Source organism: Clostridium sp., assembly GCF_051278035.1.
Lineage (GTDB): Bacteria > Bacillota > Clostridia > Clostridiales > Clostridiaceae > Clostridium_AD.
The window spans coordinates 1-21,575 of sequence record NZ_JBNMNU010000067.1; the positions used below are offsets into that span (position 1 = coordinate 1).

Below are 21,575 nucleotides of genomic sequence, written 5' to 3' on the forward strand. Positions count from 1 at the left end.
AGTAGATGTAAAACTACATGCAATCATGATAGATATATATAATAATTGTAAAAATGCTGCAGAAGAATTTGGATTTGGATATAATCTAGTAGCAGGAGCTAACATTGCTGGATTTGTTAAAGTTGCAGAAGCAATGCACGCGCAAGGTAATTATTAATAGTTAAGTAGATAATAAAAAAAGAATCCTCTAATGGGTTCTTTTTTTATTTTTTGTTTTTATTATGATAAAGATGGAATTTCAAAAAATACATTTATTTTACAAATTATTATATTATTTTTTAAATAAGGTTGAATAAATCAATCTATTATATTAAATTAGAGTATTATGTATTATAATAGTATGTATTATAAGGGAGTGATTTAGTGTCAAAAATAATTATTATTGGAGGCGGACCAGCAGGTATGATGGCAGCGGTTGCTGCTTCAGCAAAACATGATGTGGTCGTCATTGAAAAAAATGAAAAATTAGGGAGAAAACTTTATATAACAGGGAAGGGTAGATGCAATATTACAAATGCCAAGGATATTGGTAATTTTTTTGAGCATATACCTTGTAATCCTCATTTTTTATATAGTTCACTTTATTCCTTTACAAATGAAGATACAATGAATTTCTTTAGTGAACTCGGAGTACCTATTAAGGTCGAAAGAGGGGATAGAGTATTTCCGGAATCAGATAAGTCGTCGGATATCATAAAAGCTTTTAACGTAGAATTAAAAAAGAAAAATGTTAAAGTGATGTTAAACTCTAAAGTCAAAAAAATAAATTTAGATAATAATAAGATTGCTTCAGTTGAACTTGTTGATGGAGACAATATATATGGCGATTGCTTTATATTATGTACTGGTGGATTATCATACCCACAAACAGGTTCATCTGGTGAAGGGCTGAGCTATAGTAGGTTCTTAGGACATAGTATAATTAAACCTAAAGCTTCATTAGTACCAATTGAGATTGATGAAACTTGGATTCACGATTTACAAGGACTTTCACTAAAAAATGTAGAACTAAAAATTACAAACAGTAAAAATAAGAGTTTATATAGTGACTTTGGGGAAATGCTTTTTACTCATTATGGTGTTTCGGGGCCAATTGTTTTAAGTGCCAGCAGTTTTATTAAACAAGGAGAAAAATTCAAGGTGGTAATAAATTTGAAACCAGCATTAAGTGAAATGGAGCTTGATAAACGAGTTCAAAATGATTTTTTGAAATATGCAAACAAAGATTTTAAAAATTCATTAGATGATCTACTTCCTAGAAAACTGATTAGTACGATAATTAAATTATCTAATATTGATGAAAATAAAAAAGTAAATTCAATTACTAAAACAGAAAGAAAGATTCTAGTGAATTTACTTCAAAATTTATCCCTTAATGTCAAAGGTCTTCGTCCAATAGAAGAGGCAATAATAACTAGTGGAGGAGTAGACACTTTAGAAATAGATGCATCTACTATGAAATCAAAAATAATAGATAATCTTTATTTTGCAGGTGAAATGATAGATGTAGATGCATATACTGGTGGTTACAATCTTCAAATAGCATTATCTACAGGATATTTAGCTGGAAGTAATGTCGGAGCAGATTAATACCATTATATATTGGTTATATAGTTAGGGTTTAAACAAAGGAAGGGATGAAGAATTATGAGATTTTCTGTTGCCATAGATGGGCCTGCAGGTGCAGGCAAGAGTACAATAGCCAAAATAATAGGTGAAAAATTTAATCTTATGTATATTAACACAGGAGCAATGTATAGAGCAGTTACGCTTAAGGCTATGAATGCAAATATAACAGAAAATAATGTTTATGACTTAGTTAGAATGGTAGAATCACTAGAAATGCATTTTGAAAAAGAACGTTTGTTTGTAAGTAATGAAGATTTGACAGATATGATAAATATGCCTACTATAAGCAATAATGTTTCAAGATACGCGGCTGTTCCTGAAGTTAGAGAGATTCTTGTAAAGTTGCAACAAAATATAGCTAAAAAATTCGATGTGATCATGGATGGAAGAGATATTGGTACAGTAGTACTTAAAGATGCTACATTCAAATTCTACTTAACTGCTAGCAGTGAAGAGAGAGCAAAAAGAAGATATGATGAATTAATGGCTAAGGATATTGAAGTTGATTATAATTCCATTTTAGAGGGGATTATTAAAAGGGATTACAATGATAGCCACAGGGAATTTAGTCCGCTTACAAAAGCCAAGGATGCTATAGAAATTGATTCTTCTGCATTAAACATTAATGGAGTAGTTGATAAAATAATAGAATATATTAATTCAAACAATAAAAATAATTATTTTTATTGAGAGCCTTAATAAGGAGATGTCAGTATGAAAAGAATAACACTTGCAGATTCAGCTGGTTTTTGCTTTGGAGTTAAAAGAGCAGTAGATAGGGCTTTACATATTAAAGAAAACTGCGTTAATGAAATCTATACACTAGGTCCACTTATTCATAATAATGATGTTGTAGATTTTTTAAAAGAGAATTTGATTTTTCCAATAGAACTAAATAATATTTCTAGTTTAAAAGAAAATGATACTATAATTATTAGATCACACGGAGTATCTGAAGAAACATTAAACATTTTAAAGAAGAATAAACTTCATGTAATAGATGCAACATGTCCTTACGTAGCAAGTATTCACAAGAAGGTAAAAAAATATTATAATTTAGGATATAGTGTAATCATAGTAGGAGATGAAAATCACCCTGAAGTCATTGGTATTAACGGATGGTGTAACAATTCTGCCATAATTGTTAAAAGCGGTGGTGAACTCCACAATATATCTAATAAAGTATGTGTGGTATCTCAGACAACTGAAAGGCAAGGCACTTGGGAGGACGTATTAAGTGTGATCATAAAAAAAAGTAAGGAAATAGTTGCATTCAATACTATTTGCAGTGCAACAGAAGTGCGTCAAAAGTCTGCAGAAGAGCTTTCGGTAAAAGTTGATGCCATGCTTGTTATTGGTGGGTTTAATAGTTCCAATACTACAAAACTTTATGAAATATGCAAGAAAAATTGTAAAAATACAGTGCACGTAGAAAATATAAGAGGTATTCCAGATAAATTTATAAAAGATAAAAACATTAAAAGCATTGGGGTTACGGCTGGGGCTTCAACACCTGACTTTATTATTAAAGAAGCAATTTCTAAAATGAATGATAATATTTCTTAATGGGACTGTTACAAATACATATAGAACGTGTAGCATAAATTGAAATTATGCATACACGTTTTTTTTATATGATTAGGAGTTGCAAACTTTTTTTAAAATTATTGAATACTATACAAAATTAGGTGATACAATATAGTAGCACTATTGGGGGGAGTAGGAAAGGTATGGTGGGATTTTGATTTTCCTAAAGTATTCAATTTATTTAGAAGAATATTTCTAAATTCTAATAAATTTATTGTAATGCTATTGTAAAATTATTGTTAAAAAATTATAATGGTTAATAGATTTGAAATTTCAAATTAAGATTTGTTCAAAAATAAAATTTAATGGAGTAAATATGAATGGATAAGTCAATAAATCTAACTTTAAAAAACATTAGTGATTTCAGAAAAATAAATAAGTTTAATACTAACTTTAGCCTATCAAATAAAGATTTTTTTCAGGAGTATGATAGTAGTAATATTATACAAAAAATATTTTTAAGGAAAAATGTAAATCTTTTACTAGAAGAGAACAAGTATATAGGATATATATGGTTCGAGAGACATAATAAAGATTATAGTTCAATTAATTCAATAAATGTAATAGGGGATGATGATTTAGCTTATTATAAAACTTTAATTAGCTCTCTTATGGATAATAGTTTAATAACTTTCGAATCTGAAGATAATGAATTGAATATACAAATACTAAGTGGACTAGGTTTCAAAAGAGATAAGGGTTTTGTAGAACTAGAAAAACAGTGTTTAAAGCAATATAATATCATAGAGCCTTATAATATTACCTTTTCTGTAGTAGAAAAAGACAAAGATGAAAAGGAACGTTGCACATTACAAAATGATATATTCAAAAATAATGATAGGATTCCAATAAATATAGAAGATATATATTATGATGAAGCGCAGGAGTATTACTATGATAAGGGAGCAATATTTATAGAGCTTGATAATATACCAATCGGATATGGTCAAATTATAATTGAAGACAATATGGCTACATTGGTTAATTTTGGTATTATAGAAAAATTCAGAAAAGCGGGATATGGGAGGTTGCTTTTAAGCTATTTGATTAACATAGCTGTTCAAAATGACTTTTCTAAAGTTTCACTTAAAGTAGATTATAATAATGATAGTGCTCTAAAATTATATCGCTCACTAGGATTTAATATTAAAAGAACACTATATACTTGGCGAAAGACTAAAGTGATATAATATAAAAGGAGATAGATGGTGATTCATCTTTCTCCTTTTATATTATATGTGTCTATTTATTTGATTTTATATTGGTTAATAGCTATTTCTCAGCATCTAATATTTCCAATTAATAAAAATGACTTTAAAAAATCTTGTAAATTATATATAATAGAACTTAGCGATACTTTTTTTTATAAAGGAGAATGTACTAATGAATAAAATGCTTAAATATTATACAAAGACATGGGGTTGTCAAATGAATGAAGAGGACTCTGAAAAACTATCCGGTATGCTAAAACCTATGGGATATAAAAAATCTGTTGATAAGGAAGAGGCTGACATAATTATATTCAATACTTGTTGTGTTAGAGAGAATGCAGAGCAAAAGGTGGATGGTAACATAGGTGCTTTAAAGAGTATGAAACAGCAAAATCCAAACCTTATAATTGCGGTAACTGGGTGTATGATGCAACAAGAGGGTATGGCTAAACATATAATAACTAAATTTCCATTTGTAGATATTATAATAGGAACACATAATGCATATAAATTTCCAGAATACCTAAAAAGAATACAAGGCGGGGAACCTGCTATTATTGAAATTTGGGATAAAGAAGAAAATATTATAGAAGGAATTCCAATAGATAGGCAAAGTAAGATAAAAGGCTTTGTTACTATTATGTATGGATGTAATAATTTCTGCACTTATTGTATAGTACCTTATGTAAGAGGAAGAGAGAGAAGTAGAAATCCAGAGAATATAATAAGCGAAATAAAAGATATGGTGGAACATGGGTACAAAGAAATAACTGTACTTGGTCAAAATGTTAACTCGTACGGCAAGGGACTCGAACCTAACATAAACTTCGCGGAACTTCTTAGAAGAATAAATGAAATTGAGAATTTGGAGAGAGTAAGATTTATGACATCTCATCCTAAGGATTTATCGCAAGAAGTAATAGAAGTAATTGCAGAATCGGACAAAATATGTGAACAAGTTCATTTGCCAGCACAATCGGGTTCTAGTATTCTCCTAAAAAAAATGAATAGACATTATGATAGGCAACAATATTTGAAACTTGTTAAAAACATTAAAATTGCAATGCCAAATGTTGGATTAACTACAGATATTATCGTTGGATTTCCAGGAGAAACAGATGAGGATTTTGAAGACACCTTAAGTTTGATGGAAGAGGTAAAATTTGATTCTGCATATATGTATCTTTATTCTCAAAGAAAAGGAACTCCGGCTGATGAAATGCTAGATCAAATACCGGAGAAGCTTAAGCATGAAAGATTTGATAAATTAATGGAAGTTGTTAATAGAGCTTCTGCAGAAAAAAACAGACAATATGAAGGTAAAATTGTAGAAGTACTAGTTGAAGGCTATAGTAAAAATGATGAAAGTAAATTAACGGGAAGAACTAGAACTGGCAAATTAGTTAACTTTGAAGGTGATTACAGAGCCATTGGAAATTTGGTATCAGTTCAAATAACGAAGGCACATTCTTTTTCACTTATTGGTGAAGAAATATAAAAGTTATCTATTTTCAATCAAGACAAGGAGGCAATACAAGTGGCATTAACTCCAATGATGATACAATATTTTGAAATAAAAGATACATGCACGGATTGTATTTTGTTTTTTAGATTAGGTGATTTTTATGAAATGTTCTTTACAGATGCAGAGCTTGCGGCAAAAGAATTAGAGCTTGTGCTTACGGGCCGTGACTGTGGACTAGAAAAAAGAGCACCTATGTGTGGAATACCATATCATGCTGCCAATACCTATATAGGAAGATTAATAGAAAAAGGATATAAGGTGGCTATATGCGAACAAGTAGAAGATCCGGCACTAGCAAAGGGAATAGTTAAAAGAGCTATTATTAAAATAATTACTCCAGGAACTTACACTGATTCTAATTTTTTAGAAGAGAGTAAAAATAATTATATTATGAGTATTTACGTTGACAAAAAAACTAATTTTTGTGGTCTTTGTTTTTGCGATGTATCAACTGGTGAATTCAGTTGTACTGATACTAAACTCACTTTAGTTACCTTACTCGATGAAATTTCAAAGTTCAATCCAAAAGAAATTATAGTGTCAGAGGATGTGACAGAGGAGTTATTATTATCTCTAAAAGAAAAATTTAATGTGTCCTATTCATCTTACAAAAATGATTATTTTATTACCAAGGATTATACACTAATAAAAAATCAATTTCATAATTATTCAAAGAACATGCTTTCTGAGATATTACTTAACAGTATTTCAGGACTGCTCACGTATATTGTAGATACGCAAAAGAATTCATTGTCTCACATAGATACTATAGAATATTATGATATTTTAGATTATGTGTGCTTAGATGAAAATTCCAGAAGAAATTTAGAACTCACGGAAACCTTAAGAGATAAAACAAAGAAAGGTTCACTACTTTGGGTATTAGATAGAACCAATACTGCCATGGGAGCAAGAAGGCTTCGGAAATGGTTAGATCAACCTTTAATAAACAAACGTTCAATAGAAGAAAGATTAGAAGCTGTAGAGGAACTTAAAGATAATGCTTCCTTCCATGAAGATTTAAAAGATGTTCTTGTAGATATTTATGATGTAGAAAGGCTTGTAGGGAAAATTTCTTCGAAAAATGTTAATGCAAAGGAAATGATTTCTCTCAAAAATTCTATAGAGAAAATACCGAAGGTTAAATCAATTTTAGCACTACTAAATAGCAAATTAATGAGAAAAATATATGAAGGTTTAGACGACCTGCAAGATATATACAACATCTTAGACAATTCAATTATTGAAAGCCCAGCTATTTCTATTAAAGACGGAAATATTATTAAAGATGGATTTAATAGTGAAATAGATGAATTAAGGCTTGCTAAGACTCATGGCAAACAGTGGATTGCTACCCTAGAAAATGATGAAAAAACAGCAACTGGAATCAAATCTTTAAAAGTAGGATATAACAGAGTATTTGGTTATTATATTGAAATTACCAAATCAAATATTGCATCAATTCCTGAAGGACGGTATATAAGAAAACAAACGCTGTCTAATGCGGAGAGGTACATTACGCCTGAACTTAAGGACATGGAAGAAAAGATTTTAGGTGCGCAAGAAAAATTAGTTCAAATTGAATATGAAATATTTACTGGTATAAGAGAAGACATTGAAAAGCACATAGAAAGAATGAAAGCTACTGCAAAACAAATATCAGAAATAGATTGCTTAAGTTCCTTAAGTACAATTGCTCTTGAAAATAATTATAATAAGCCTAACATAAATACAAAAGGAACATTTAACATTAAAGGGGGAAGGCATCCTGTAGTTGAGAAAATGATGCCTACAAATACTTTCATTGAAAATGACACATATATGGATACTGTGGATAATCAATTATTATTAATAACAGGGCCTAATATGGCGGGTAAATCCACCTATATGCGTCAAGTTGCATTAATAACTATTATGGCTCAAATAGGAAGTTTTGTTCCAAGCGCTTCTGCAGATATATCTATATGTGATAAGATATTTACAAGAATAGGAGCATCAGATGATCTTGCTGCAGGCAAAAGTACATTTATGGTAGAGATGTGGGAAGTATCCAATATATTAGAAAATGCAACAAATAAAAGCCTCGTTTTACTTGATGAGGTAGGTAGAGGGACTAGCACTTACGATGGACTCAGTATTGCTTGGTCTGTAATTGAGTATATTTGTAAGAATTCTAATTTAAGAAGTAAGACCTTATTTGCTACCCATTATCATGAGTTAACAAAACTTGAAGGTATAATTAAAGGTGTAAAAAATTATTCTGTAGACGTTAAGAAAATTGATAATGAAATTGTATTTCTGAGAAAAATTGTACCTGGTGGAGCGGATCAATCATATGGAATAGAAGTTGCAAAACTGGCGGGGCTTCCAAAAGATGTAATTAACAGAGCGAATGAAATTCTAGAGGAACTAGAGACTTTCAATAACACTACAGAACTTGACTTAATGAGTAAGAAGCCTGTTAATAATACAAAGTCTGAAGTGGCTATAACTAGTGAAAATAGTATAGTGGAAGATGAAGCAACTCAGATTAGTTTTAAAGACATAGAAGTGAGTAATATGTTAAAGGAAATTAAAAAAATAGATGTACTTAACCTAACCCCTATGGACGGGTTCAATAAGCTATATGAGTTAGTTAAAAGAGCGAAGCTTCTATAAAAACATAAAAGGAGGAGGTTTTTCGTGAGAATTAATATGTTAGAAGTTGAAACTTCCAATAAAATTGCTGCAGGAGAGGTAGTAGAGCGCCCTTCTTCAGTTGTAAAAGAATTAGTAGAAAACAGCATAGATGCTGGTTCTAAAAATATTATAATAGAGATTTCTGAAGGTGGTCAAAAGAGCATAAAGGTAATTGACGACGGTGATGGAATACATTTAGATGATATTGAAAAAGCTTTTATGCCTCATGCTACTAGTAAAATAAAAAATGTTGAAGACATTTATAAAATACATACATTAGGGTTTAGAGGAGAAGCGCTTCCTAGTATAGCTTCAGTATCTAAAACTACACTAAACAGTAGAACAAGTGAAACCTCATTTGGTAAAGAGATATCACAAATATCAGGGGATATACTCTATGTTAAAGAAATAGGATGTAATGTTGGTACAACAATAGAAGTTGTGGATTTGTTTTTTAATGTGCCGGCAAGACAAAAGTTTTTAAAAACTCCTCAAAGAGAGGCAGCACTAATATCAGATATTATAAGTAGACTAGCGCTTGCTAATAATGAAATTTCTTTTAAACTATTGAATAATGATAAAAAGGTTTTGGCAACTTACAGCTCTACAAATAAATGTGATACTATTCGATATATTTATGGTAAAGAGGTTGTAGATAACATTACAAGTTTTGAAAATTATAACGATATAATGTCTGTGCATGGGTTTATTGGTAATGCAGAAATAAGCAGAGGAAGCAGGAATAGGCAAAGTATTTTTGTTAATAAAAGATATATTAAAAGTGCTTTAATTACTGCAGCAGTTGAAAATGCATTTAAATCATTTTTAACTGTTCACAAATTCCCTTTCTTTGTTATATTTTTAGACGTTTTTCCTGAGTATATAGATATAAATGTTCATCCACAAAAGACCGAAATTAAATTTCAGCAAGATAAATTAGTGTTCAAGCTAGTTTTTGATGCAGTACATTCTGCGATTGCTGATAGTTTAAGAGGCAATTTTAATATACCAGAAGAGAATAAGGAAAATGGTAGTGGAGAAGAAATCAGAAGAAAAACGATAAAAAGTGAAATTTATGATTTTAACAAAATAGTTATAGATGAAAAAGATAAAGAAGAACTAGAAAAGAGAGTTCAAATTCCCATAGATTTTAATTATAAAGAAGTAAAAAGTGATAGAGATGGATATAATGAAACTACTAATATATTACCAAATGACAATATAACTGAAAATGTCAAAGAGAGTTATGAGATTAACTATGATAAAGTAAGGTTAATAGATGAAAATCAGAGGTACTCAAAATTTCCAGAGCTTAGAATTATAGGTCAATTTAATAAAACCTATATCATAGGTGAAGCCTATGATGAGCTTTATCTAATTGACCAACATGCGGCGCATGAAAAAGTACTATTCGAGAAATATAAAAGTGATATCATAAACGCAGAGGTATTATCCCAAATATTACTTACGCCGCTAGTAATAGAACTTAGACATGAAGATTATGCGTATTATATTGAAAATGAGGAAGTTTTTCGCAATTCTGGGTTTGATATTATTGAATTTGGAGAAAATACAATAAGTATAAGGGAAGTTCCTATAATACTCGGCAAACCAGATATTAAATATCTCTTTAATGACATATTAGATAATCTGAAAAACATGGGTACAGGTGGAACTTTAGAAATTAAATATAATAAGATAGCATCACTTGCCTGTAAAGCAGCTGTGAAAGCAAATAATCAGTTATCTGAACTTGAAATGAGTAAGCTAATTAGTGATTTAAGATATATTGAGGAGCCTTTTACTTGTCCTCATGGAAGGCCTACAATAATAAAGATGACACTGAATGAACTAGAAAAAAAATTTAAAAGAATACAATAGAAAAAGGTGAGTATATGAAAGAGCTATTTATTTTAGCAGGCCCCACAGGTGTAGGCAAAACAGAAATTTCTATTAAACTTGCTGGTCGTCTAAATGGAGAAATTATATCGTCTGATTCTATGCAAATATATAAGTGTATGGATATTGGATCAGCTAAGATTTCAAAAGAGGAGATGTGTGGTATTACTCACCATCTAGTAGATATAATAGAGCCAAGTGTTGACTTTAGTGTGGCGGAGTTTAAAGAAAGAGCTGAAAGTGCGATTGAAGAGATGCAAGGCAGAAACAAGCTACCAATGCTAGTTGGTGGAACTGGATTTTACATAAATTCACTAATATATAATTATAGCTTTGCGGACACCAACAAAGATGAAGAATATAGAGAGTATCTTACAAGGCTTGCGAATTCAAAAGGTAATGAATATGTACATAGTTTACTTAGTGGCATTGACGAACAATCATACAATAAATTATACCCAAATGATTTAAAAAGAGTTATTAGAGCTTTAGAAGTATATAAAGTAAGTGGAAAACCCATGAGTGAATTTGCAAAGGAGCAAGACACCTTGGATATACCTTATAACGTACATTATTTTGTACTAAATATGGATCGACAAAAGTTATATAGTAGAATAAATAAGCGTGTTGATGTAATGATGGAAAATAACTTAGTAGATGAAGTTATAAAATTAAAAGAAATGGGATATAATTCAGATATGCAATCAATGAAGGGTATAGGATATAAAGAGATACTGTACTATTTAAATAATGAAATATCATTAGTTGAAGCTATAGAAATGATTAAAAAAGGTAGCAGAAATTATGCGAAAAGACAACTTACCTGGTTTAGAAAAGACCAAAGAGTAAATTGGATTAATAGTGATGATTTCAAAAACAATGATGAAATTGTAGAATATATTGTAGGACTATTATCTTCTATCAAAAGTTGTGAATTGCAATAATTTCATAAATTAGAAGGGTTTCTATGATATTTATAGAATATTCTTATAATAGGTCTTATGGAGGTGCATTATGAATAAATCTACTAACAATTTACAAGATATAATTTTAAATGGGGCAAGGAAAAATAAGATACCAATTATTTTATATTTGACAAATGGTTTTCAGTTAAAGGGTAATGTAACAGGATTTGATAGTTTTACAGTGGTATTAAACTGTGATGGAAAACAAATGATGATATACAAACATGCTATTTCTACCATAACTCCATTAAAACCAATAATATTTAATGAGATTTCAGAAGAAGGACCTTCACTTTTACAATCAGGAGTTTAAGTGCTACCTAAGTAGCATGTGGAGTTTTGTTGGAAGGATATAGACGGGAATTAACAATTTAATAGACTGTGTTTCATGTTCCCTCAGATTAAATTCAGAGGGGATTTTGTACTTCTAGAAAGTTTTTAAGTAGATAGGATGCAAGATGCTCAAGTAATCTTCCACTGCGCTTTAGCAGGTTGAATTGACAAAAAAAAAACATGTATTATACTGAAATTAGAAGGCTAAAAAAAATATCAGCTTTCTATAAGCGAAGAGAAAAGGGGTTAGATTATGATTAAAAGACTTGATGAGTTATTTGATTTTGCTATTAAAAAAGATAAAAAAACGTTAGCAGTAGCAGTGGCACAAGATAATATTGTACTGAAGGCAGTAGTAGAAGCAGTTAAACTGCAAATTGTTGATGCTATATTAGTTGGTGATGAGAAAAAAATTGTAGAAATTGCACTTAGTGAAAATTTATCCCTTCAAAATATTAGGATTATAAATGAAAAAGACATACTATCAGCAGTAACAAAGGCAGTAGAACTCGTGACAAATGGGGAAGCTCATTTTATTATGAAGGGAATGATTGGTACTTCTGATTTATTAAAGGCAGTCCTCAGTAAGGAGGCTGGATTAAGGGGACGAGGTCTTTTGTCACACGTAATGATTTATGATGTACCTGCTTACCATAAATTATTATTTTTAACTGATGGAGGAATGGTTACAAGCCCTGAACTTAAAGAAAAAATTGAGATAATTAATAATGCAGTGGCGGTGGCACATGCATTGCAAATAGGCATTCCAAAAGTTGCTCCAATTTGTGCAGTTGAAGTTGTAAATCCTTCAATGCAGGCAACATTAGACGCTGCAGTACTAACACAAATGAATAAAAGAGGACAAATAAAGGGGTGTTTAATAGACGGACCACTTGGATTCGATAATGCAATTTCAAAGGAAGCTGCTGAGCATAAGGGAATTATCAGCGATGTAGCTGGTGATAGTGATATATTGATTGTACCAAATATAGAGGCTGGAAACTTTTTAGGAAAATCTCTTACTTACTTTGCAAAAGCAGAAAGCGCAGGGATTATAGTAGGAGCAAAATGCCCAGTAGTATTGGTTTCAAGAGCCGATAGTGCTAAATCTAAATTGTATTCTATAGCTCTTGGAGCAGTGGTAGTATAAAGATTTTAGTTTTAATAAAGATTATATAGACGTAAAGGAACTCCTAATTATAGGAGTTCCTTTTACGTCTATTCAACAGTTATATAAACGGCGTCTTCTTCTCGAACTACTTTTATATATTCAACTTCAGGGTCTTCAGTTCCTTGAACGTATAATCCAGTGCTCTTTAATTTTTCAACATAATCTATAATCTCTTGGGTTATTCGCTCACCAGGGCAAAGTATTGGAATACCTGGTGGATATGCCATTAAAAATTCTCCGCTTATCATTCCAGCACTCCTTTTAATTTCTACAGCAGTATTTATACTGTTGAAAGCCTCACGAGGAATTTGAACTTGTTCTGGGATACTAGGGATATCAATAAAATCAGCTTTTTTTATGCCTTTTCCGTAGTAATCATTGCTGACTTCTCTTAGAGCATTAAGTAATTGTTCCATTCCTTCTTCTGTATCTCCATAAGAACCAACTGCTAGTATGTTATAAAGATCAGATAATTCCATTTGTATGTGATATTTGTTAGAGAGAATCATATCTAAGTCATAGCCAGTTATACCTAAATCTCTACAAGTTATTGTGATTTTAGTTGGATCAAAAGCGTAAGCGCCAAAACCATCTAAAACCTCTTCTCCAAAACAATAAAAACCGGGAATCTTATTTACTTCATTTCTTACATAATTACATAAATCTATAGTTTTTTCTAAAAGCTCTGCGCCTTCTAATGCAATTTGTCTTCTTGCACAATCTAGGGATGCCATTAATATATATGATGGTGACGTTGTGTGCATTAGGTTTATTAGCTGCTTAACTCTAGCAGGGTTAATACGCCTTGAATTAACATGAAGCATAGATCCTTGAGTTAATGCACCTATAATCTTATGAGTACTCTGACAACAGATATCTGCGCCTGCTTCCATTGCAGACATAGGCAATCCGCTATTAAAATTAAGATGAGGACCATGAGCTTCATCTACTATAAAAGGAATGTCATATTCATGAACCATATCTGAAATTTTCTTTATATCAGTGGAAACCCCATAATATGTAGGGTTAATTATAAGAACAGCTTTTGCATCAGGATTATTTTTTAAAGCTTCTTTAACTGTCTCTGGAGAAACTCCATGAGCAACACCTATTTTTTTATCTAATTCGGGTTGCATATAAACCGGAACAGCACCAGCAAGTATTATACCACCGGTTATAGATTTGTGAACATTCCTAGGAACAATTATTTTATCACCTGATACAACTACGGACATAATCATAGCTTGAATAGCCCCAGAAGTTCCATGAACGGAGAAGAATGATGCGTCGGCACCATATGCGTCTGCTGCTAATTCTTGAGCTTTTTTAATAGCGCCAGTTGGGTGGTGAAAGCTATCTACAAGTTTAAAAACTGTAACATCAATTTTAAAAGGGTTTTCCCCCATGAAATTTCTAAATTGTTCATCAGCGCCTATTCCTTTTTTATGCCCAGGTACATGAAAAGGCAAAGTTTTTCTGTCTACATACTCCATTAAAACATCAAATAATGGAGTTTCATTTTGATTTAATCTATACAATTTATACACCCCTTTCAAAAGAATTTATTTGTGAAATTTTTAAAAATATAATGGTGTAGTATGTTAGTATATTCTTTTTTTTAGATGTCTACTTTATATTTAAGCTACTAAGAGTATATTCATTCAACCAAATAATAATTATAGAGTATAAAATATGCAAATGCAATAATAATTTTGAATTTACAAATAATGCAAGTTAATTAGATGAAGAGAATGGGGTATAAGTAGAAATTTCTTTTATTTGTAATAGTTTGATAGTATAATATGATAGACTAAAGATAGAGTAGTGGGAATAGCAAGGGGGTTATGCACATTTATGACATATAAAGAGAAATATATGAGCTGGATTAATTCTAATTTAATTAATTTGGAATTAAAGAATGAACTTACGCAGTTAACGGATGAAAAAGAAATTGAAGATAGATTTTATAAGGATTTAGAGTTTGGTACCGGTGGACTAAGAGGTGTAATAGGTGCAGGGACAAACAGAATGAATATACATACCATAGGTAAGGCAACTCAAGGGCTAGCTGACTATTTGATTTCTCGATATAAGGAAGATATTTCAGTTTGCATAGCATATGATTCAAGAAATATGTCAAAGGAATTTGCAGAAGCTACTGCGGAAACTCTTTGTGGAAATGGGATAATTGTTAATTTATTTAAAGAATTATCACCAACACCAATTTTGTCTTATGCTGTCCGTGAGCTAAATAGTAAGGCAGGTATTGTAATTACAGCATCACATAATCCTAAACAGTATAATGGGTACAAGGTTTATGGTGAAGATGGCGGACAAGTTACAGATGTTGCTGCAAAAGCAATTATTGCCTGTGCAGAGGACATAGTGGATTTTTCTAAAGTAAAAACTATAGAGCTTTGTAAAGCAAAAAAAGTAGGAATGTTGAAAAATATTGGGGAAAATATTTATTTATCATATATGGACAAGGCAAAAAAATTAACGTTTAGAAAAGGCTTAGTTAAAGAATATGCTAAAGATTTAAAAGTAATTTACACTCCTATACATGGATCTGGGAATATACCTGTGAGAAGAGTATTACGTGAACTCGGATATGACAATGTATTTGTTGTAAAAGAACAAGAGCAGCCAAATGGTAACTTTCCCACAGCTCCATACCCTAATCCGGAAGACCCAAAGGTGTTTGCATTAGCTCTTGAAATGGCAAAGGACATTAACCCAGACATTATTTTTGGTACAGACCCAGACTGTGATAGAATTGGAGTAGTTGTCAAAGACAAAAAAGGGAAGTATAAGGTTCTTACGGGAAATCAGACTGGTGTTTTATTATGTGATTATATATTAAATTCATTGTGTGAGACGAAGGTACTTTCTAAAAATGCTGTAGTAATAAAAACCATTGTTACTACGGATATGGTTGAAGGGATCGCAAAAAAATATAATGCTCAAGTGCTAGATGTGCTTACCGGCTTTAAATATATTGGAGAAAAAATAAAGGAATTCGAACAGGAAGGTAAAAAAGAATTTGTATTTGGGTTTGAAGAAAGTTTTGGTTATTTAGCAGGAAATTTTGTAAGAGATAAAGATGCGGTTATAGCAGCAATGTTAATTTGTGAAATGACACTCTATTATAAAAATAAAGGAATGAGTTTATATGATGCATTGATGGATATTTATAAAGAGCATGGGTATTATAAAGAATCATTAGTTTCAATAGAACTAAAGGGAAAAGATGGTGCTGAAAAAACAGTTAATATATTAGAAGGATTAAGGAGCTCTCTTAAGGGACTAATAGGAGATAAAAAAATCATAAAAAAGATGGATTATAGAACTGGACTCGAAGAAGATTTAATAGAAAACAATAAAAAATCAATGGGACTTCCAAAATCAAATGTATTAAAGTATATTTTAGAAGATGGTTCTTGGTTTGTAGTTAGACCTTCCGGAACGGAACCAAAAATGAAAATTTATTTATCGGTCAAGGGAAATTCAATTAAAGATGCATCTAATAAAATAACTGCACTGAAAGAAAATGTCATGTCAATAGTAGATGAAGTTTGCATAAATTAAAAATTATTAATTGTTATTATATTTAGGACTAAAATGTTGTACGGTTTACAAATTATCCTAAGTATACTATTATTAGTAGGAGTATACTTAGAATAATTTGAACTAGTAGGAAGGGGTAAGAATGGATATTAAAACTTATTTTTCGGAGAAACTATCAGAAATTCTTTTTTTAGAAATAAAAAAGAATAGTAAAATTAATGATTATGTGATTTTGGAGGACATATATTTTCCTGTGCGAACTAATGAAGTAATTCAAAAGGTTAAGCAAAAGGAAGATTTTGAAAATATACCAGTTAATTTATTTATTGAAGGAATGTTCTATGTTTTAGGAGCGGATGAACACTTTAGATATAATAATCAGTATAAAGAAATTATAAATACTACTTCAAACTCAATAGGTTTTATCAAGGGTGTTATATTTAAGGAGATTAAAAAGGAAAATTATGAAGAAGCGTACATAATTTTAAAAGGACTATTAGCTATAGAAAGTAATAAAGACAATTATGAAAAAATATTCCTTGTAGTTGATAAACTAAGGTCCACTAATATTATGTTTAAAGATGAACAGTTAGGACTTGTAGAAAAGGCTAAAGAAATAGAACAGTATAGCACTCCGTATTTATATGAGTCTTTAGTTCATAATGATGAAAGTAAATTTGATTTAGCATTGATAGCTTTGAATAATTATTTTGCAAATGGCGGTGAACAATCGACAGATGTTATGCAACTTAAAAATACTTTGGAAACTATAACAAGTTATGATAGAGCAAAAGAGATGGTGCATAGTAAGCCTACTGATGCACTCAAAATTCTGATTCCACTAATGGACCAATTAGGAGATAAGCCAGACATATATTATAATTGTGCTATAGCTTATAGACACCTTCAAAATTATGAAAAAGCTATATACTATTTAAACGAAGCGGAAGCAATTGATACGGATTTAATTGAAGTAGTAAATGAATTTGGTATTAACTACGCCCTTCTTGAAAACTACGAGATGGCTATTAAGTACTTTAGAAGAGCTTTTCAGGTTACAAAGTCTATAGAAATATGTACAAATCTTGTTATGTGTTATATAAACACTAAAAACTTTGACGATGCAAGACTGCATTTAGACATAGCAAAAAAAATAGATTCAGAGGATGAAATAGTACTTAAGTTAGAAAATACACTGATAAATTGTAAAAAATAGAGTTGGAAGGTGTAAGGTTATGATAGATTTTCACAGCCATATAATTAATGGCGTTGATGATGGAGCAAAAACCTTGGACATGTCTCTTCAGATGTTAAGAAATGCAGAGAACGAAGGGGTAGAATATATTTGTGCTACTCCTCATTTTATAACTGAGGAATTTGAAATTAGTAGTGAAAAATATACTGAAAAACTAGATGAGCTAGTTTTAGCATCCAGGGAAGCAAATTTTAGTATAAAAATTTTATCAGGCCTAGAAATTTATATGCATCCAAGTTTACCAAAACTTTATAAAGAAAAAAAAATTTGGGGAATTAATGGGTCGGAGTATATACTAGTTGAACTTCCTATGGGTCAATTTCCTATGTATACAGAAGATATATTCTACGAATTAATGTTGCTCGGAGCCAAACCTATTTTAGCTCATCCAGAGAGAAATTACAAAATTATGAATAATCATGATTTGATTATAAACTTGATAAAACAAGGAGTTCTTATGCAAACAAATGTTGGAAGCTTACTTGGTGATTATGGTAAAGATGTAAAAAAAACTGCGCAAGAATTTGTAAAAAGCAATATGATACATATTTTGGGTAGCGATGGACATAATATTACGAGTAGAAAGACTAGACTAAAAGAAGGTTATGAAGTATTAAAGAAAAGTAATGAAGAACTCTACCATTGGATTTTACGAAATGAAAATAATATTATTAATAATGTTACTATGACGAATTTTTTAGAATTGAGCCTTAAAAAAAGTAAAGGGAAATTTCCACTTTTCAATATTTTCAAATAAGATTATATAATGATTCTATTCTATAATTATGATATTTGAGGGGAGAATAACTATGAGAGTTAAAAAAGCTATAATACCAGCAGCAGGACTTGGTACAAGATTTTTACCAGCTACAAAGTCTCAACCGAAAGAAATGCTACCAATTGTTGATAAACCAACAATACAATATATCATAGAAGAAGCAGTTGCCTCTGGAATTGAGGAAATATTAATAATTACAGGGAGAAATAAAAGAGCAATTGAAGACCATTTTGATAAGTCTATTGAACTTGAATTACAATTAGAACAAACTGGTAAGGACGAAGTTTTAAAAATGGTTAGAGATATATCTAATATGGTAAATATCTATTACATAAGGCAGAAAGAGCCTAAAGGCTTAGGTCATGCTATAAACTGTGCAAAAACATTTGTGGGTAATGAACCTTTTGCTGTAATGTTAGGTGATGATGTAGTTGATAGTGAAGTGCCTTGTCTGAAACAACTTATGGATTGTTACGATGAACATCAAACTTCAATTGTAGGAGTTCAAAAGGTTCCATTAAATCAAGTTTCAAAATACGGTATAATAAATGGAACACCTATATCAAATAGAGTTTATAAAGTTAATGATGTTATTGAAAAGCCTAAGGAAAGCGAAGCACCATCAAATATAGCTATTTTAGGGAGATATATCATAACGCCTAAAATATTTGATATTTTAGAAAATACAAAGCCGGGTAATGGTGGAGAAATCCAACTTACAGATGCTCTGAAGACACTAATATCAGAAGAAGATATGTATGCTTATAACTTTGAAGGTAGAAGATATGATGTAGGAGACAAAGAAGGATTCCTAGAAGCTACTGTGGAATATGCACTTAAAAGGGATGATTTGAAAGAAACTTTTATGAATTACCTTTTAACCATAAAGGATAACGATAAATTTAAAGAAATTTATAATAAATGCAATAAAGATAAAGCATAGAATTGCTACGATAGATACAAAGGCTTAACAATTATATAATTGTTAAGCCTTTTAAAATTATACAAATATAAAGATTTAGGATATAATAATATATGCTGATATATAGGATGGAAAAATATTTTAAAATCTAAGTTGCTATATATTGACTATTATTAGAAATGGGGTGGGTGAATGAATTTTTATCGAAATATATTATTTTTATTAACATGTGTTTATATTATGTTATTGCCTTTAATTCCAAAAGAAATAAAGTTCAAAGGAGTAGCATGTACTGATTTAATTTTAGCATTAATAATTTTTGTATATTTAATTAATTTAGTAGTGTCTAAGGGTGTCAGAGAGAATTTCATTAGTGGTATTATAGATTTCTTCAACCAAAAAATGAGTATTTTTATGATGATATTGCTTGCTATAATGCTAGCATCTACTGGTTATGCACTAGACAAAAAATTAGCTTTAACAGAAAGTGCAAGGTTTATAACTTATATATTCATATATTTTATTATAAAATATGAGCTTAATAATAAGAAGAAAATAAACATCTTGATTAAATGTTACATAGTTACTTCTTTTATTTTATGCTTTATAGGGATTGTCCAGTATTTTACAGGGTTTGCATTGGAGGGACAATTTTTAACAATATATGAAACTGGTGAAAGCATAAAGATAGCGGCTACACTTTATAACCCTAATGCTTACGGTGCTTATTTAATATTAATAATTTTTCCTGTAATTATGTTAGGTGTTTATGAAAAAAATAAAAACAAGAAAATAATGTACATATTACTTTCATTATTAATACTTACTAATATACTTATGACAAATTCTAGAAATGCAGAATTAGGTTTTGGACTTGGATTATTAGTACTTACGGTAATTTATAGCTATAAGTTAATTTTTGCTCTTGGTGGCTTTGGGGTGATAATTTGCTTTATTCCTTCCGTTTTTCAAAGAATCAAAAGTATTCCTAATATGTCTAAAAATGTAATAAGAATTAAGCTTTGGAAAACAGCTTTAATGATGATAAAGGAACATCCAATTCTAGGTGTTGGTAATGGAAATTACGTTACCAGATATAATGAATAGATATTTAAGTATAAGGATCTTAGATATTATTCATATCGGAATTTTCCAAGTCACAATTCGTATTTAAAAGTACAAAGTGAGCTTGGTATAATTGGAATAGTTTCTTTTTTAGGAGTAGTAATAACGTCGCTATTTAGAATTAGAAAATTATATAGTACAACTGAAGATAAGTTTCATAGGGCATTTTATATGGGTGTAATGGCAAGTATGATTGCTTTCTTATTTATGAATATATTCGACAATTTATTTTTCGTTCCTAAGGCAACAACTTATTTTTGGTTTCTATTAGCTACTGCAGAGGCATTATTAAACCAACGGAATGTGTTTTAAAAAATATTAGTGGTATATTCACTAGTATGCTTATGGAACAGCCGTGTGCCAAGCGATATGTACGGTTTGATGAGAAAAGAAGGAGGCTAATCAAATAATGATTAGCCTCCTTCTTGATTTAATATATTGACAATACCTTTAAAGATGTTGGTTTTAACGCTTCATCATCTAAAGCTGTTGGTTTTAACGCTTCAACATCTTTTGTTATTGACTCTGAAACTGCCTCGCCAAGTAAAACCTCTGTACTATCAAAACTTAATTTATTTTTCATAACATTCGTTAAATTTGGAGTAAGTGCACTCTTTTCATCAACCAAAACTATAGGATTATTGCCTAGCGCTGCAAGCGCTGATCCTGCAAGAGCATCTACTAGATTCTTATTTGTGCCTTTCGCAATGTAAACCTTACTATAGTCTTGTGTAAAAAAATCAAGTATTTCTGCATTTGTTTCGTACCTGTTATTTCCTGCTAACCTTGTAGCATCTGCCACAACATCATTACTTAGAACTCCCGGACCTCCAACTGCATAAATTGTTTTGCCTGAAGTATAGGTTGCTACTTTTGGTGATAACTTGTTACCTAAAACAAGTAGTATTGGCATTTTATTAACAGCTGCT

The 21,575-nt window shown here is 30.5% G+C and carries 16 protein-coding genes and 2 pseudogenes; 16 read left to right on the forward strand and 2 right to left on the reverse strand.

Annotation, left to right across the window (positions count from 1 at the left end):
• The 11 genes and pseudogenes from ACJAX4_RS11410 to ACJAX4_RS11460 form a co-directional block, all read left to right on the forward strand.
• A pseudogene (locus ACJAX4_RS11410) lies at positions 1-157 on the forward strand (NADP-specific glutamate dehydrogenase); the annotation flags it as partial.
• 206 nt (positions 158-363) lie between these two features.
• A complete protein-coding gene (locus ACJAX4_RS11415; protein ID WP_435789585.1) occupies positions 364-1,590 on the forward strand; it encodes an NAD(P)/FAD-dependent oxidoreductase in 1,227 nt (408 codons plus the stop codon).
• Positions 1,591-1,647: 57 nt separating this feature from the next.
• Entirely contained in the window at positions 1,648-2,319 is a 672-nt protein-coding gene (cmk, locus tag ACJAX4_RS11420) for a (d)CMP kinase (RefSeq protein WP_435789586.1), read from the forward strand.
• A gap of 24 nt (positions 2,320-2,343) precedes the next feature.
• Positions 2,344-3,192, forward strand: a pseudogene (locus tag ACJAX4_RS11425) (4-hydroxy-3-methylbut-2-enyl diphosphate reductase); the annotation flags it as partial.
• Positions 3,193-3,536: 344 nt separating this feature from the next.
• Complete coding sequence (locus ACJAX4_RS11430) at positions 3,537-4,406, forward strand: GNAT family N-acetyltransferase (RefSeq protein WP_435789587.1); 870 nt, start codon at positions 3,537-3,539, stop codon at positions 4,404-4,406.
• Between the two features lie 193 nt (positions 4,407-4,599).
• Positions 4,600-5,925, forward strand: coding sequence for a tRNA (N6-isopentenyl adenosine(37)-C2)-methylthiotransferase MiaB (gene miaB / locus ACJAX4_RS11435; protein WP_435789588.1), 1,326 nt, complete (start codon positions 4,600-4,602; stop codon positions 5,923-5,925).
• A gap of 39 nt (positions 5,926-5,964) precedes the next feature.
• Complete coding sequence (gene mutS / locus ACJAX4_RS11440; protein WP_435789589.1) at positions 5,965-8,610, forward strand: DNA mismatch repair protein MutS; 2,646 nt, start codon at positions 5,965-5,967, stop codon at positions 8,608-8,610.
• Between the two features lie 24 nt (positions 8,611-8,634).
• Positions 8,635-10,512, forward strand: a complete 1,878-nt coding sequence (gene mutL, locus ACJAX4_RS11445; protein WP_435789590.1) for a DNA mismatch repair endonuclease MutL — start codon at positions 8,635-8,637, stop codon at positions 10,510-10,512.
• Between the two features lie 14 nt (positions 10,513-10,526).
• Positions 10,527-11,474, forward strand: a complete 948-nt coding sequence (miaA, locus tag ACJAX4_RS11450) for a tRNA (adenosine(37)-N6)-dimethylallyltransferase MiaA (RefSeq protein WP_435789591.1) — start codon at positions 10,527-10,529, stop codon at positions 11,472-11,474.
• A 70-nt stretch (positions 11,475-11,544) separates the two neighbouring features.
• Positions 11,545-11,808, forward strand: coding sequence for an RNA chaperone Hfq (gene hfq / locus ACJAX4_RS11455; RefSeq protein WP_435789592.1), 264 nt, complete (start codon positions 11,545-11,547; stop codon positions 11,806-11,808).
• Positions 11,809-12,081: 273 nt separating this feature from the next.
• Positions 12,082-12,978 carry a phosphate butyryltransferase gene (locus ACJAX4_RS11460; RefSeq protein WP_435789593.1) on the forward strand — a complete coding sequence of 299 codons (897 nt, stop codon included), beginning with the start codon at positions 12,082-12,084 and terminating at the stop codon, positions 12,976-12,978.
• A gap of 68 nt (positions 12,979-13,046) precedes the next feature.
• Here the strand turns inward: ACJAX4_RS11460 and ACJAX4_RS11465 are convergent, their stop codons facing one another.
• Positions 13,047-14,537 (reverse strand): aminotransferase class I/II-fold pyridoxal phosphate-dependent enzyme, encoded by a 1,491-nt coding sequence (locus ACJAX4_RS11465; RefSeq protein WP_435789594.1) that lies wholly within the window; start codon positions 14,535-14,537, stop codon positions 13,047-13,049.
• A gap of 316 nt (positions 14,538-14,853) precedes the next feature.
• Here ACJAX4_RS11465 and ACJAX4_RS11470 point away from each other — a divergent pair, with 316 nt between their 5' ends.
• The 5 genes from ACJAX4_RS11470 to ACJAX4_RS11490 all read left to right on the forward strand — a co-directional run bounded on the left by ACJAX4_RS11470 (position 14,854) and on the right by ACJAX4_RS11490 (position 20,628).
• Positions 14,854-16,587: a phospho-sugar mutase gene (locus ACJAX4_RS11470; protein ID WP_435789595.1), complete on the forward strand. Its 1,734-nt coding sequence runs from the start codon at positions 14,854-14,856 to the stop codon at positions 16,585-16,587.
• 121 nt (positions 16,588-16,708) lie between these two features.
• Entirely contained in the window at positions 16,709-17,782 is a 1,074-nt protein-coding gene (locus tag ACJAX4_RS11475; RefSeq protein ID WP_435789596.1) for a tetratricopeptide repeat protein, read from the forward strand.
• Positions 17,783-17,801: 19 nt separating this feature from the next.
• The gene (locus ACJAX4_RS11480; RefSeq protein WP_435789597.1) at positions 17,802-18,578 is read left to right on the forward strand and encodes a tyrosine-protein phosphatase; all 777 of its coding nucleotides are present in this window, start codon (positions 17,802-17,804) and stop codon (positions 18,576-18,578) included.
• 52 nt (positions 18,579-18,630) lie between these two features.
• On the forward strand, positions 18,631-19,542 hold the full coding sequence (gene galU / locus ACJAX4_RS11485) for a UTP--glucose-1-phosphate uridylyltransferase GalU (RefSeq protein WP_435789598.1): 912 nt from the start codon (positions 18,631-18,633) through the stop codon (positions 19,540-19,542).
• Positions 19,543-19,713: 171 nt separating this feature from the next.
• On the forward strand, positions 19,714-20,628 hold the full coding sequence (locus ACJAX4_RS11490) for an O-antigen ligase family protein (RefSeq protein ID WP_435789599.1): 915 nt from the start codon (positions 19,714-19,716) through the stop codon (positions 20,626-20,628).
• Positions 20,629-21,076: 448 nt separating this feature from the next.
• On the opposite strand, the gene ACJAX4_RS11495 is transcribed toward ACJAX4_RS11490, so the two are convergent.
• The coding region (locus ACJAX4_RS11495; protein ID WP_435789600.1) for a cell wall-binding repeat-containing protein at positions 21,077-21,575 on the reverse strand (499 nt) is incomplete at its 5' end.

Coding starts and splice junctions, on each gene's coding strand:
- hfq (WP_435789592.1), top strand. CDS start 11,545: ATGAATAAATCTACTAACAATTTACAAGATATAATTTTAAATGGGGCA.
- cmk (WP_435789586.1), top strand. CDS start 1,648: ATGAGATTTTCTGTTGCCATAGATGGGCCTGCAGGTGCAGGCAAGAGT.
- miaB (WP_435789588.1), top strand. CDS start 4,600: ATGAATAAAATGCTTAAATATTATACAAAGACATGGGGTTGTCAAATG.
- ACJAX4_RS11430 (WP_435789587.1), top strand. CDS start 3,537: ATGGATAAGTCAATAAATCTAACTTTAAAAAACATTAGTGATTTCAGA.
- ACJAX4_RS11470 (WP_435789595.1), top strand. CDS start 14,854: ATGACATATAAAGAGAAATATATGAGCTGGATTAATTCTAATTTAATT.
- ACJAX4_RS11490 (WP_435789599.1), top strand. CDS start 19,714: ATGAATTTTTATCGAAATATATTATTTTTATTAACATGTGTTTATATT.
- ACJAX4_RS11475 (WP_435789596.1), top strand. CDS start 16,709: ATGGATATTAAAACTTATTTTTCGGAGAAACTATCAGAAATTCTTTTT.
- miaA (WP_435789591.1), top strand. CDS start 10,527: ATGAAAGAGCTATTTATTTTAGCAGGCCCCACAGGTGTAGGCAAAACA.
- ACJAX4_RS11480 (WP_435789597.1), top strand. CDS start 17,802: ATGATAGATTTTCACAGCCATATAATTAATGGCGTTGATGATGGAGCA.
- ACJAX4_RS11460 (WP_435789593.1), top strand. CDS start 12,082: ATGATTAAAAGACTTGATGAGTTATTTGATTTTGCTATTAAAAAAGAT.
- galU (WP_435789598.1), top strand. CDS start 18,631: ATGAGAGTTAAAAAAGCTATAATACCAGCAGCAGGACTTGGTACAAGA.